Raw genomic sequence first — 12,558 nt, 5'->3', positions numbered from 1 at the left:
AACAATGCCGACACTCGCGATCGACAAGGGATTCATCACCGACCTCGCCAAAATGGAGAAGCCCGTCGCCAAGCGGGTCGCCGAGGTCTTCGACGAGTTCGACTCCGCCACCCACACCGGGCTGCACCTGGAGAAGATCAACAATGCCCGCAACCCCCGTTACCGGTCGATCCGCATCGACCAGGCCTGGCGTGGCATCGTGCTCGCTCCCGTCACCGGCGACGTCTACACCCTGCTGAAGGTGTTGCACCACGACGATGCCTACGCGTGGGCGCAGCGCAGCAACGTATCGGTCAATTCCGCCACGGGTGGCATCGAGATCCGCGACGAAGCCGAACTCGACCGCCAGATCCCCGAACGCGAAGAAGCCGCCAAGGCCGCCGGCGCCCCGATCTTCGCCCACGTCAAAGATGGTGAGCTGACCAAGCTGGGCATCGACGAGAAGGTGCTCGCGTTCGCCCGGACCGTCACCGACGCCGCACAACTGGATGCGGCGAAATCCTTTCTGCCCGAGACGCAGTGGGATGTGCTGTTCGGCCTGGCCGCCGGGTTCACTGCCGAGGAGGTGTGGGCCGACCTCGGCGCGCAGATTCTCGATGAACCGGTCGACACGGAGGACATCGACGCCGCCATCCTGCGCAGCAGCGACCGCGTCGTCCTCGTCAGCGGACCCGACGAACTGATGGATGTCTTTGCCTACCCGTTCGCCACCTGGCGGGTGTACCTGCACCCGACCCAGCGTGCCGTCGTCGACGCCTCCTACAAGGGACCGGCCCGTGTCACCGGTGGGCCGGGCACCGGCAAGACCGTCGTCGCCCTGCACCGCGCACACATGCTCGCCAAACGCGGCGAGGGCAAGGTGCTCGTCACCACCTTCACCTCGACACTGTCCGAGACGCTGCAGACCGGCCTGGACATGCTCGTCGACGACGAGCAGGCCGAGAGCCGCATCGAGGTGTCGCACGTCGACCGCATCGCCCACCGTGTCTTCCGCAAGACCTACGGCGCACCGCACCTGCTCGGCACCGAGGATGAGAAGGCGTTGTGGGCCGGACTGATTGACGAGCTCGGGCTCAGTTTCAACCCGGTGTTCCTGTCCGAGGAATGGCGACAGGTAGTGCTCGCGCGGCGCATCAGCACCGCCGACGCCTACCTGGCTGCCAAACGGACCGGCCGCGGTCGCGCCCTGGGATCGGTTCAACGCGCGCAGGTCTGGCAGGCCATCTCGGAGTTCGAGCAGACTCTGGCCCGGCAGGGCATGTGGACGCACGAAACCATCCGGCGTGAGGCGACCCGGCTGCTGGACGAATCAACCGACAAACCGTTCCGGCACATCATCATCGACGAGGCGCAAGACCTCAGCCCCGACCAGTGCCGGCTGCTACGCGCCGCGGTGGCCGAAGCACCCGATGACATCTTCATCGCCGGCGATACGCACCAGCGCATCTACGACAACCGAGTCAGCCTGCGCGAGGTCGGCATCAACATCGCCGGTCGATCTTCGCGGCTGAACATCAATTACCGCACCACCGCCGAGATCCTCGGATGGAGCCTGGGTCTGCTCCGCGGCGAACCGATCGACGACATGGAAGGCGGACTGGACTCGATCGCCGGCTGCAAGTCCCACGTGCACGGCAAGCCACCAGAGCTGAGCGGGCAAGACAGCGCCGACACCGAGGCCGCCTTCATCGCCGAGACGGTGCAGGACTGGATCGACAGCGGAATCGCGCCATCTGAGATCGGGATCGCGGTGCGCGCGAAGTGGTCGGCATCAAAGATCGAGAGCGCCCTGCGAAAGGCCCGCATCGACTGCGTCGACCTCGCGAAGGCCGCCGATGCCGACGACGCGGTGCGCGTCGGCACCATGCACCGCATGAAAGGCCTGGAGTTCCGATGCATGTGCGTCGCCGGGGTCAGCGCCACGACGGTGCCCGCCACCAACGCCGTCACCCCGATCGAGGACGACAAGCAGACGCACCAGCAGGACCTGGAACGCGAACGCTGCCTGCTCTTCGTGGCCTGCACGCGGGCGCGCGAGGAGTTGCTCGTCACGTGGCACGGCGAGCCGAGTCCGTTTCTGACCGCGGTCGTCGAGCCGTGATCGTGTCCTACGCGGCAATCCTGATCAGCCTGGGCTCCCTTTTCCTGGGCATCGTGAACTACCAATACACGCGGTACGCGTACGTCCGCGACTTACAGACCCCGCTGCGTAATGAATTGCGGAACAACCTGCATCGGTTCGACTACTGGCGGATTGAGAAGATTCTCAACCAGCTTCAGGACCGGATTCCAGCCGCCGACATCGGTGACGAGCTTCGCAAGCTCAGTGAGTCCATCGCTCTCACCAAGGGCAGCTTTGTCGCCCCCACGCCCCGACAGCTCCAAACTCTGATCGACACCTTCGAATCGGCCCGCGCCGCATTCGACGAGACCCGAATACCGCCTACGAGCGACGAAGTCTTCGATGGCCGCTATCAGGCGAAACAACGCGCGAACCTGACCAACCATTTCACCGCTCTACGCCGTGAAATTCGTTGTATTGTAAGTGGTTTGGATGCGATCCAGACCAAGCCGATGACTCGGCGCAAGCAGATCAAGCAGTTCAAAGCTCTTGATCGGAACCAACAAGGGTGACTCTGCTTCAGACCGTCTTTTCTGGAGACCGCATCATCCAGGTGTCGGACCGCCGACTCACTCTGAACGGGGCGGTGTTCGATGATGAGTACACGAAGTTAGTCTGCTGGAACCAGACGTTCTCGGCGGGGTTCACCGGCATCGCTCGTGTTGACCGGCGTGCTAGGAAGTCGACGGCGGAATGGATCGCCGAAGTGCTGTGCGACTACACAGCGTTCGTTCCCGGTGTACAGGCACTTCGCCTGGAGGCGGAGAGCCGAGTCTCCAAGTTGTCCTGGGCCGACAAGAGGCTGGCCATCGTCGTCGCTGGGTTCGACTTCAGGCAGATTCCCCTCGTTGCCGAGATCGCCAACTTCGACACAGCCACGAACGTCACCCATGACCCGGACAGCTTCCGCCTGAGGTATGCCCAGCCTCCGCCCGGACGAACGACCGGCAGCCACTCTGTTGGAGCGGGACTGGGTGACCTTGAACAGCGCCTTCTCTCTCGCTACGTCCCGCGCATTTTGCGGAAGGACAAGGCCAACGGTCACAACCGTGCGATCAAGCTGTTGGTGGAGAACCAGCGGCGGGTCCACCGTAAGGATCCGCTGGTGGGGGCCGACGCTCAGGCCGTGACCATTCCATCCACCCAGATGGGCCACGGAATCGTCATGAGCAACCTCGATGGCACCGACATCCCCTCTCACAGCAGCAGTTTTGTGTATTTCGATCAGCACGGTTTCCGCTACAAGCAGCTCGGACCGCTCATGGCGCAGGGCATGCAGGTCATCGACCAGGTAATTGGGACGGCCGACGAAAACAATCCCGACAACCAATCGATGAGTATTCGGTTCGTGAAAATACCTCCGAGACCGACCCGACCTGAGCGGCGCAGGACGTCGCACTAGTTGCTGGACGACACGCACCGTCCGAGCACATTGTTGTCGGACCCAGGTATCAGACTGTTGGCATGGTCTACCCCGCCCATGTCGTCCATGTGCTGATCGCGTCGCCCTCCGATGTTGCTGCCGAACGCACAGCCCTCCGTGAGGCAATCTGGGAGTTCAACGACGAGCACACCCCGGCCAACAAGGTCGTGCTGCTGCCACGCACGTGGGAGAAGAACAGCACGCCTCGATTGGGCGCGGCGCCGCAGGACATCCTGGATGAACAGATCGTCGACTCCTCTGACATCGCCATTGGCATTTTCTGGACGCGGATCGGACAGCTACTCGAGGGCGCGACCCCTGCAAGCGTCCACGAGTTGGAACGATTCGTAGCGGCGGGCAAGCCAGCGCTGCTGTACTTCTCCAACACACCCGTAATCCCCGGGTCGATCGACAATGAGCAGTTCGAGCAGGTCCAGAAGTTCAAGGAGCGTGCGAAGTCCTGGGGTATCTACCGGGAGTACTCGGGGGTCGAGGAACTGGTCCAACACGCCCGCCGCGACCTTCTCTCCACGGTACGGGACCAACTCAACCTTCCGCAGGTGACCGAGCCCGTTGCCACCTCGCAGCGGGCACGTCCGGTTGCCCGCGTCGAGCGCCGGGAAAGCCAGCGGTTTGACTCACGGGGCAATCCGAAGGTTGATCGGCGCACTTACCTCATCCTGGAGAACAAGGGCGAAGGTGACGCCCGGAACGTCAAGTTGGCGTGGGATCACCCTGCCGAAGACCGCAACAGCATTCCGCTGGTCCACGGAGCGTTCGATGCCCCGATCAATTCGCTGGTCGCGGGGGACATGTCGAATTCGCGTTGTCGGTCATGTCTGGCGTGCTGGATCGCGTTGAACTCCGGGTCGAATGGGAGGACGACGACGGCCCACACTCGCAGGTCCAGACCATTGTGATGTAGGCCGAGCTCCGTGCCGCTTGTCGGTGCCACCGTCCCGAATGGCCGTCACCACCTCCGTCTTGATCCCAGTAAAGAAAATTCTCACCACTGTTGTCAGCCGACGTTCGGAACCGGTCTCCTGTTAGCCACGAAAGCTCGGTCCGTGGCGGCGGACGGGAGCGCCAGCGGACGGGAGCCGTCACGGCGTTGACGTCAGGTTCGCGGCTCGGAAAGCACCGTGATCAGGTCGCCAGCTGCTTTGCCGAGATGGTCGAGGACCGCTTGCCCCTTCTCCGCACTGGCTAGAGAGGGGTAGCCGATCACGCCGCTATCGGTGTACGCGCTCATGCCGAGGGTGGCTAGGTGCCGACGGTCGGGCGCGCTGTGATCGGCGGTCTGCCATCCGTCGAGGACCTGGCCGGGATGCGTGGCGAGCAGGATTGACGTTTCGAGTTCGCCGGCGTGCATGTCGTCATGATTCGTGCTGGTGATACCGGCGGCTTCTCGCGCTTCTGTCCAGTCTTCGCGACTCGGAAACAACCCGACCCGGATCCCGACTTTGGTGTTGGCCTCTTGGACCGCATTCGCCAGCACATAGTTGCCGCCGTGTGCGTTGACAATGACGAGGCCGCGGGTTCCCTGACTGTTGAGTGCGTCGATCAGGTCGAAGACGATACTGTTCAACGTCGTCGCGGCGATGCTCACCGTCCCCGAAAAGTCCGCGTGCTCATGCGAACACCCGAAGGCCAACACGGGAAGCTGAAAAACGCTGTGCTGGCTGCTGATCGAATCGGCGATGGCTGTCGCAATCAGTGTGTCGGTGACAAGGGGAAGGTAGGGGCCATGCTGCTCGAATGATCCGATCGGAAGCAGCGCCACTGGGGCCTTCGTCCTGCTGTCCTCAGTTGTCGTCGTCGGCATGTCCAAACCGAACTCTCCTTGGTTGTGAGTCACGGGGTTAGGTCTCCTCGCAAAGTATCCTCGATTTTTCTGCGCAGCGTTTGCAGAGGCAGAGTCGTTGCCGCTCTGGATCGGTCACGAATTAGCTTGCGGCACTGGCGTAGTTCGCGCCGTGTCCGGTCTGACGGTGCCGACAAGTACGCGCTGACCGTCCGCGGAAGCTGTTCGACCGCGCTGTGGTAGTCCCCGAGCATGATCGTCGCTCGCAGCAACCGAGCCGAGGCCACGGCGAAATCGCGATGCTGGCCGCTAGGCCAGCTCCGATGGTGTTCGCGGAGAAATTCCAACGCATTCGCCGCATCGCCGAACATCATCAACCCCGAGGCGATCTCGCCGGCAACGTAGGCAGGCGAGGCATAAATCGCATGATCGTCGGCAATCGGCTCGATCTGTGCGACGTGGATTGCGTGCGCAGATAGCCGGGCAAAGGCCCGCCGGTCGCGATCGGCAGCAGCTGCCAGCGCTTGCTGGCGCGCGATGCTTGCCGCGAGCCGCCCTACGGAGATCCCGCTGATGAGTCGCGCCGCGGCGTCTGCCAGTTCGAGCGCAAGACCTGGATCGGAGTGCAGCACGATGTTGGAGCGGCGCATGAGGATGGTCGCCTGCAACGAGGGGTCCGCAGACCGGAGGTGATCCTCTGCTCGTGTCGTCAGCTCCAGGGCTTTCAGCCCATCACCGCTGTCCTGGGCAATCCAGCCACCAAGCTCAGCGATGCGCCCCGCGGCCCGACGCATCTCGGGGCGTATGGCTGGCGGAGCAGTGCGGATCAGTTCCTCAATCGTGGTCAAGTCACGGTCCACCAGTTCTCGGGCGTATGCGGGTCCGAACAGGTGTTCAGCCCTGATGTGCGCCGCACGCTGTTCCAAGATGACGGCGAGCACGTCGCTGTCGAACTCAGTTTGAACCAGCAGCGGACGCGGAAGATTCGTGTCGACGGCCAAACCGAATAGCCGGTCCTCATCCTCCTGAAGCGCTTCGGCCAAGAGCCCCCTCCACAGTGGGCCTGGCTGACGCCCCCGTTCGAACTCGACGATCTGCCGCCGAAGCGAATCAGGGTCGATGGGTTCCAGCCGCTGCTTTGCCCGAACCCGCGCAACTTCAGCGGTCAGGTCGTTCTGACTCCAGCCCCAATCAGCGCGCGCAGCACGAAGTCGCTGTGCGCTTGCTGGTCGTGAAGCTGCGGCGTCGGCCACATTCCGATTTTGCCTGATCAACCGGACAGCTAGCTGCACCTTTGCGCGCGGTTTCGGTCTCCCCCCGTCTCCCTGCAGCTCCCTTACACCGATCGGCAGCCCGCTGGTGTTCTGGCCTAGTGGCGATCGCCACAACAAATAACAGGTCAGGAGCAAATCCGATGAAACTGAAGATTGATACAACCGGGGTGTCGTTCGTCTGCACGCGGGCACCGGAGCAGCGCGTGGCATTCGACACGGGGCAACCCCGGATCGACCGCGAGACCGGCCAGCCGCTGTGGCAGGTGCAGCTGATGGCGCTCGATGTTTCGGGTGCCGAGGTCATCGCCGTCACCGTCGCCGGTGACCCCGGAGTGAGCGTTGCCCAGCCCGTTCAGGTTGACGGCCTCATCGCGTCCCCTTGGAACCAAGACGGGCGCAGCGGTGTCGCCTACCGGGCAGACGCCATCCGCGCTTCCGGTGCACCGCTATCTGGGGTGGTCGCCCCGCCGAGATCGGCGCCCCCATCAGGAACGCCGGCCGGTCCCGGCAAGACGGCCGCCTGAGCGAGTTGGTCGGGGACTGCGTCATCGACCGCGGTCAAGCGGTGATGCAGTCCCCGATTCTCGAAGGAGAATGCAATGTTTGATTCCTCGAACGCCCGTAAGCCGAAAGCGTCAGGCAGCACTGAGTCCGAGTGGGACGAGACCATCACGCTGATCCTCACGGGTGTGGCGAAGGGACTCGGTGTCCTCATTTGGTGGTCGGTGCTGTTTCCGATGATCAGCCTGCCCTTGCTCGTGAGCCTCTGGGTTGGAATTCAGTACGCGCCGATCCTTGGATTGCTCGTCGCCGTCGCATCGGGGACAACTCTGGCGGCGTGGGCATGCCTCTCACCCGAGTCGTTCGACGAATGGATTACCGCCAGGATGCGGTCGCGATGGCGGACCTGGTGGATCTATCGACACCGCTGGGAGACCATCTGCACGTTGCATGGTCTGACGGCCTCAATGGCCAATCGCACGCTAGTGCCGACGCTTCGGTCGGTATCGATTGGTGCGACCCGTGACGTCGTTGTCGTTCAGATTCTTGTCGGGCAGTCGGCGGCCGACTGGCAGAAAAAGACGCTCGCGCTCGCCGAAGCCTTCCGGGCCGAGCGGGTGACAGTTCGTTCTCACAAACCCGGCGAGGTCAACATCACCGTGCATCACGGCGATGCTTTGGCCGTCTCCATCCGGCTGCGACGGCCGATCCGTGAATCCCGTGCTGACCTCACGAACATCGATATCGGCATCATCGAGTCCGGAAAGCCTTGGCGTATACCGGTCTTGGGCCACCATATTATGGTCGCTGGCGCCACCGGCGCGGGTAAAGGATCAGTTCTTTGGTCGCTCATCTCCGGCCTCGCCCCAGGAATACGGGCCGGGACCGTCCGGATCTTGGTCGTCGATCCCAAGGGAGGCATGGAGTTTGGTCGTGGACAGCGACTGTTCGCCGGATTCGCCTACGACAACGGCGAACGCACACTCGCGTTGCTGCGGGCGGCGGCCCAGGTCATGCAGCACCGGGCGCAGCGCCTTCGCGGGCACACCCGCTTGCACACCCCGTCAACCTCTGCGCCCCTCCTCGTGGTCGTGGTGGATGAGATCGCCTCGCTGACTGCCTATATCAGCGATCGCAAAGTTCGTTCCGAAGTCGAGCAACTCCTCGGGTTGTTGCTCTCTCAGGGTCGCGCGGTTGGTGTTTCCGTGGTCGCGGCAGTGCAAGACCCCTCGAAGGACGTGTTACCGATCCGGCAGTTGTTCTCCGTTCGGGTCGGGATGCGGATGACCGAGACCACGCAGACAACGATGGTCCTGGGCGCCGCTGCCCGTGACGCTGGAGCGCTCTGCGATGAGATATCGACGGCGACTCCTGGTGTGGCGTATGTCTGTCAGGACGGGCGCGCCGAACCGCTAAGGGTGCGCGCTTTCCATGTCACTGACGACGATATCGACTATCTTGCTGAGCATTTCAGTCCCTGCCCTGGAAAGTCAGCACGGTGAATAGGTTCGCTGCGGACATCCCCACGCTGCCAGGGGCACAGGCCGACGTCGACGGAACCGCGCTTCTGGCACAGATGGTGCGGCGGGCTTCGTCTCCTGGTTTCGACACCTGGTGGGATACCGCAGAGAGGTCCGGGTTCTGCGCGAGCCCAATTCGCCTGGAGGCCTCCGACGAGTTCGGCCGACAGCATCACGTACTTACGAGGTGTAACAACCGTCGCGCGTTGGCGTGCCCGTCATGCTCTGATCTGTATGCCCGCGACATCTGGCAGCTGATCCACGCCGGCCTCGACGGCGGCCATCACGGTATTCCCAACACCGTGGCCGACCACCCCCAGTTGTTCGTCACGCTCACCGCGCCGAGTTTCGGCGCTGTCCACACAATCCGACACAACGGGCAGTGCCATCCCGGCGGTCGGCAGGCGACACAGTGCGGTCATGGACGAATCGTCCGATGCGACTGCGCTCATCACGCTGAGGACCCCGCCGTGGGCCAGCCGATATGCATAGATTGCTATGACTACGTGGGTCACGTTCTGTTCGCCTGGCACGCTCCCGAACTCTGGCGTCGATTTACGATTCGTCTCCGTCGATTCCTCGCCCAAGAACTGAGAACCCGCGGAGTCGATCCGATGGGTACACGGCCGTCCTTCGTCAAAGTTGTTGAGCTACAACGAAGGGGCGTTCCTCACTTCCACGCCGTCATCCGACTGGATGCGGCGTCGCCTCCGGGAGAAGCGCTTTCTCCTCCGGACGCCAATCTGGAGATGGGCGCGTTCGTCGAGTTGGTGCGGCGGGCGGCGTTCGACACCAAGCTCGCGATCGGCAACGAGGCCGTTCTGCGCTTCGGCGAGCAATTGGATATCAAGTGCATCAGCGGGGCCGGTATGGCCGGCACTGACACCGATATCCACAACCGCCGCGTTGCCGGTTATCTGGCCAAGTACGTCACCAAGTCCGTGACAGATCTTGGCCTTGATGCCCGGCGTCTGAGCGAGGAAGGAATCGATCAAATCGATGTGACGGACCATGTGCGCCGCATACTCCATACGATCGCTTCCGTCGCCCGCGAAGAGCGATATCAGGAAATGGTCCTCTGGCTGCACACCCTCGGCTTCCGAGGGCACGTGACGAGCAAGTCCCGACAGTTTTCGACGACCATGAAGGCGCTGCGTGACCAGCGCGCTGCCTGGCGCCGCGAGCAGGCCGACTCGGGATCGGAGGGCACCACCGTCCAGCCGCTGATGTGGGAGTTCGACCGCTCGGGCTACGACAACGTCGGTGACCGCCTGCTGGTCGTTTCGGCTTCTACTCGCGCTCGTGAGCAACGGCTCGCCGGGCGCAGCGCATTGAAGGAAGGGGCGTGAACCAACGATGCTTGTGGATGGGCGTTGGTACAGTAGCAACGAGCTTGCCGAACTCCTTCACGTCGACGCGTCGACCATCCGACGTTGGCGAACCGCGCGACCGCCGCAGGGCCCGGCATTCGTTCAAATATCTGGTCGGGTGTTCATGTACAACTCGGACGACGTTGAGAAGTGGCTCGCCAGTCGGCGCTTCGATCCAAGCGAGGTGGCGTAGTGGCCGACAAAGTTACCCTGCCACTGGGCATTTCGTTATCGGCCGATATCGAACCGCGCTCCGGCGGAGTGTACCGCGCACGTGTCCGGTGGGTCGATCCGGCGGCCCAAAAGCGAGTCTCCAAATCCGAGACGTTCGCCGCGCGCGAAGCCGCCGAGGAGTGGATCGCTCGGATGCGTCAGTCCGCCGGCCGCGGCATCGATCCGAACGCGGCAACCACGACACTTTCCGACTATGGCACAGGCAACATGAAGCTGGCGCTGCGTGGCCTCGAAAGCAAAACCACCGATCCTTACCTCGCCGGGTGGCGCAAGCGAGTCGTCCCGTCGCTTGGCCATCTGCCTCTCGCCAGATCACCAACGGAGCGGTCGATCGGGCCGTCCACGCGTGGATCGCCGACGACTGCAGTCGGTCGACCGTGAAGAACAGTCTCGCCGTGCTGGTGCGGGTCATGGAGCAGGCCCACCGTGACGGCATCATCGATCGGAACCCGGCGCGCATCAGCGGATGGCAGCGCGAGTACAAGCTCGCCGAGGATGAGCTCGACGACCCGCGTGCCCTGGCACTACCGGACTGGTCCGCTCTCGTGAGCCTCGCTGACGCATTGGTTGCGAACTCCGCCGACAAGTACCAAGGCTGGGGCGACGCCGTGATCTTCGAGGCCTGCACCGCCGCGCGCATCGGTGAAGTTTCCGGCTGTCTGGTGCGCGACATCGACACTGACAACTGGGTCTGGACCGTGTGTCGTCAGACCACGCCGTCTCCCGGTGAACTCCAAGATTGCGGTACGAGCGCCTCTGGTGGCGGGCTGGTCGACAAGAACACCAAAGGCCGACGGGCACGCCAGGTGCCGCTGATCGAGTCGATCCGCGATCTGGTCCGGCGGCGGATCGAAGTCGCCAACGGCGAGCCGGATGCCCGGCTCTTCACCGGCCCGCGGGGCGGCCGCATTACCACTGCCACCCTGCGTGACGCGACCTCATGGGATGAGGTGGTCACCAAGCTGGGCTACGACCAGCTTAAACGGCACGGCCTTCGACACACGGGCCTTACCTGGATGGCCGATGCTGGCGTCCCACTGCACAGCCTGCGCAAGATCGCCGGCCACGGCTGCATCACCACCACCCAGCGCTACCTACATCCCGATCGGCAATCCGTCGCTGATGCCGGTGAGTTGCTCACGCGCCATCTGTCGTCGACCGCTGGGCGCAAGCTGCGGGCAATCTAGACCGCTCCCCGATGTAATACCGGGTCAGAATGGCGCGCCCGGATCAAAGAGCGAAACGATGTTTGACCAATGCGAGCGAGCGGACAGCCCAAACCGTTCGCTAAGTCCCTTAGCGAAGGACCACAGCTCATAGTCCGTTGGGTAATCGCCAGTTTCGAAATGCTCGTTGCCAAGAAGCCGACACAGCCTGTCCAGCTCGACGGCCTGGTCCTCGATCGGGCCGAGAACGCCAGGCACGCGCTCGAAGGCCCACCGTGTAGGTCGCGCGTTGCCGTTCTCGTCGAACAGTAGGCCGTCCACCACACCGCGCCGGTAGTGCGCCGGCCAGTCGTCGAGCGAATCAGAATTCGCACATGCTTGAACGCCCTCGACCTGGACGAGCACGGTATCGCGCATTGCACGAATACCTACCGCATTCCCGAGCTTCTGTTGGATCGCCGCGTCGAGGCCGGCGATGTTGGCAGCCCGTAGTCGCTCTGCAAGGTTTCCTTTGTAGAAGACCGCACCGTCGAGCAGGTCACTGATCAAAGTTGCGGGTTGGCCGAGGATCAGTGGCGCCAGTCGGCGCAGAGCCCAGCGCACCCACAGCATCGTCGCTGGAACAACGACATCGACCATCTCCTGCTCGACCACAGGCTCGCGAGCGCGGCCGTGACCGGAGCCGAAGGTGTTGCGGATGACACCGACGCTCTTGACGATCTTCATCGCGTTCTGAACGAGGTTGCGTAGGTCAGGATCGTTGCTGAGATGCGCTCCCGGCTGGCGCTTGAGCACCGCATGAGCGGAATCGATGAGTGCCGGAAAATCTGTTGAAGCTGGAGCCACTTCCCCGCGCTCAGTGATCACGACTCTTGCGACAGATTCGGCAAGTTCCTTAGCGCGCCCAAGAATTAGTGACCTGTCGGCACCAGGCCTAGCTTCGGCCAAGCGACCGCGGTGACCAACGATCGCGGCCCACGCCTGCCCGTCGATACCCAGCGGACGGTCGAGTGCCAGGTCGTCTGACATACCGTCCCCTAGTGTCCCCGCCGCGATAGCGAATGCCGATTACAAACCGGACGAGTGGTGGCCAAGGTACCAGCGCACCCACCGAGGGTCGGCCAATCTGGTCCCAAGGTGGTCC

General features: G+C 63.2%; 13 protein-coding genes. 10 read left to right on the top strand and 3 right to left on the bottom strand.

Annotation, left to right across the window (positions count from 1 at the left end; genetic code table 11):
* Nucleotides 1–4: 4 nt before the first annotated feature.
* From DYE23_RS14065 to DYE23_RS14050, 4 genes are all read left to right on the top strand, one after another.
* Complete coding sequence (locus DYE23_RS14065; RefSeq protein WP_073696410.1) at nucleotides 5–2,101, top strand: UvrD-helicase domain-containing protein; 2,097 nt, start codon at nucleotides 5–7, stop codon at nucleotides 2,099–2,101.
* Entirely contained in the window at nucleotides 2,098–2,634 is a 537-nt protein-coding gene (locus tag DYE23_RS14060; RefSeq protein WP_073696409.1) for a hypothetical protein, read from the top strand. The genes DYE23_RS14065 and DYE23_RS14060 overlap by 4 nt, the downstream gene beginning before the upstream one ends.
* Nucleotides 2,631–3,524 (top strand): hypothetical protein, encoded by an 894-nt coding sequence (locus DYE23_RS14055; RefSeq protein WP_073696408.1) that lies wholly within the window; start codon nucleotides 2,631–2,633, stop codon nucleotides 3,522–3,524. Before DYE23_RS14060 ends, DYE23_RS14055 begins: the two co-directional genes overlap by 4 nt.
* Before the next feature lie 62 nt (nucleotides 3,525–3,586).
* The gene (locus DYE23_RS14050) at nucleotides 3,587–4,465 is read left to right on the top strand and encodes a DUF4062 domain-containing protein (RefSeq protein WP_115327443.1); all 879 of its coding nucleotides are present in this window, start codon (nucleotides 3,587–3,589) and stop codon (nucleotides 4,463–4,465) included.
* Nucleotides 4,466–4,662: 197 nt separating this feature from the next.
* Here DYE23_RS14050 and DYE23_RS14045 read toward each other — a convergent pair whose 3' ends face one another.
* Entirely contained in the window at nucleotides 4,663–5,370 is a 708-nt protein-coding gene (locus DYE23_RS14045) for a creatininase family protein (protein ID WP_073696406.1), read from the bottom strand.
* Between the two features lie 29 nt (nucleotides 5,371–5,399).
* Nucleotides 5,400–6,602 (bottom strand): NsdA family TPR-like regulatory protein, encoded by a 1,203-nt coding sequence (locus DYE23_RS14040; protein WP_073696405.1) that lies wholly within the window; start codon nucleotides 6,600–6,602, stop codon nucleotides 5,400–5,402.
* A 161-nt stretch (nucleotides 6,603–6,763) separates the two neighbouring features.
* On the opposite strand from DYE23_RS14040, the gene DYE23_RS14035 reads away from it, so the two are divergent.
* The 6 genes from DYE23_RS14035 to DYE23_RS14010 all read left to right on the top strand — a co-directional run bounded on the left by DYE23_RS14035 (nucleotide 6,764) and on the right by DYE23_RS14010 (nucleotide 11,435).
* Nucleotides 6,764–7,147, top strand: a complete 384-nt coding sequence (locus DYE23_RS14035) for an SCO3933 family regulatory protein (protein ID WP_073696404.1) — start codon at nucleotides 6,764–6,766, stop codon at nucleotides 7,145–7,147.
* Nucleotides 7,148–7,222: 75 nt separating this feature from the next.
* Nucleotides 7,223–8,626: an FtsK/SpoIIIE domain-containing protein gene (locus tag DYE23_RS14030; RefSeq protein WP_073696403.1), complete on the top strand. Its 1,404-nt coding sequence runs from the start codon at nucleotides 7,223–7,225 to the stop codon at nucleotides 8,624–8,626.
* Nucleotides 8,627–8,700: 74 nt separating this feature from the next.
* Nucleotides 8,701–9,993 carry a replication initiator gene (locus tag DYE23_RS14020; protein ID WP_308207175.1) on the top strand — a complete coding sequence of 431 codons (1,293 nt, stop codon included), beginning with the start codon at nucleotides 8,701–8,703 and terminating at the stop codon, nucleotides 9,991–9,993.
* Between the two features lie 7 nt (nucleotides 9,994–10,000).
* Entirely contained in the window at nucleotides 10,001–10,207 is a 207-nt protein-coding gene (locus tag DYE23_RS14015; RefSeq protein ID WP_073696401.1) for a helix-turn-helix transcriptional regulator, read from the top strand.
* On the top strand, nucleotides 10,207–10,629 hold the full coding sequence (locus DYE23_RS31400) for a hypothetical protein (protein ID WP_235660391.1): 423 nt from the start codon (nucleotides 10,207–10,209) through the stop codon (nucleotides 10,627–10,629). The genes DYE23_RS14015 and DYE23_RS31400 overlap by 1 nt, the downstream gene beginning before the upstream one ends.
* Nucleotides 10,626–11,435 carry a tyrosine-type recombinase/integrase gene (locus DYE23_RS14010; protein WP_235660390.1) on the top strand — a complete coding sequence of 270 codons (810 nt, stop codon included), beginning with the start codon at nucleotides 10,626–10,628 and terminating at the stop codon, nucleotides 11,433–11,435. Before DYE23_RS31400 ends, DYE23_RS14010 begins: the two co-directional genes overlap by 4 nt.
* 24 nt (nucleotides 11,436–11,459) lie before the next feature.
* On the opposite strand, the gene DYE23_RS14005 is transcribed toward DYE23_RS14010, so the two are convergent.
* Nucleotides 11,460–12,443 carry an abortive infection family protein gene (locus tag DYE23_RS14005; RefSeq protein WP_083612342.1) on the bottom strand — a complete coding sequence of 328 codons (984 nt, stop codon included), beginning with the start codon at nucleotides 12,441–12,443 and terminating at the stop codon, nucleotides 11,460–11,462.
* Between the last annotated feature and the right edge of the window lie 115 nt (nucleotides 12,444–12,558).

The organism is Mycolicibacterium gilvum (assembly GCF_900454025.1).
In the GTDB taxonomy this organism is placed as follows: domain Bacteria; phylum Actinomycetota; class Actinomycetes; order Mycobacteriales; family Mycobacteriaceae; genus Mycobacterium; species Mycobacterium gilvum.
The sequence above is the reverse complement of the archived record's forward strand: the minus strand, read 5'-3'. Positions and strand labels throughout refer to the sequence as shown.

Bases quoted from the DNA above. Each gene is read 5' to 3' on its own strand.
- DYE23_RS14015 (WP_073696401.1), top strand. From the start codon at position 10,001: ATGCTTGTGGATGGGCGTTGGTACAGTAGCAACGAGCTTGCCGAACTC.
- DYE23_RS14045 (WP_073696406.1), bottom strand. From the start codon at position 5,370: ATGCCGACGACGACAACTGAGGACAGCAGGACGAAGGCCCCAGTGGCG.
- DYE23_RS14005 (WP_083612342.1), bottom strand. From the start codon at position 12,443: ATGTCAGACGACCTGGCACTCGACCGTCCGCTGGGTATCGACGGGCAG.
- DYE23_RS14050 (WP_115327443.1), top strand. From the start codon at position 3,587: ATGGTCTACCCCGCCCATGTCGTCCATGTGCTGATCGCGTCGCCCTCC.
- DYE23_RS14035 (WP_073696404.1), top strand. From the start codon at position 6,764: ATGAAACTGAAGATTGATACAACCGGGGTGTCGTTCGTCTGCACGCGG.
- DYE23_RS14030 (WP_073696403.1), top strand. From the start codon at position 7,223: ATGTTTGATTCCTCGAACGCCCGTAAGCCGAAAGCGTCAGGCAGCACT.
- DYE23_RS14020 (WP_308207175.1), top strand. From the start codon at position 8,701: ATGGTGCGGCGGGCTTCGTCTCCTGGTTTCGACACCTGGTGGGATACC.
- DYE23_RS14065 (WP_073696410.1), top strand. From the start codon at position 5: ATGCCGACACTCGCGATCGACAAGGGATTCATCACCGACCTCGCCAAA.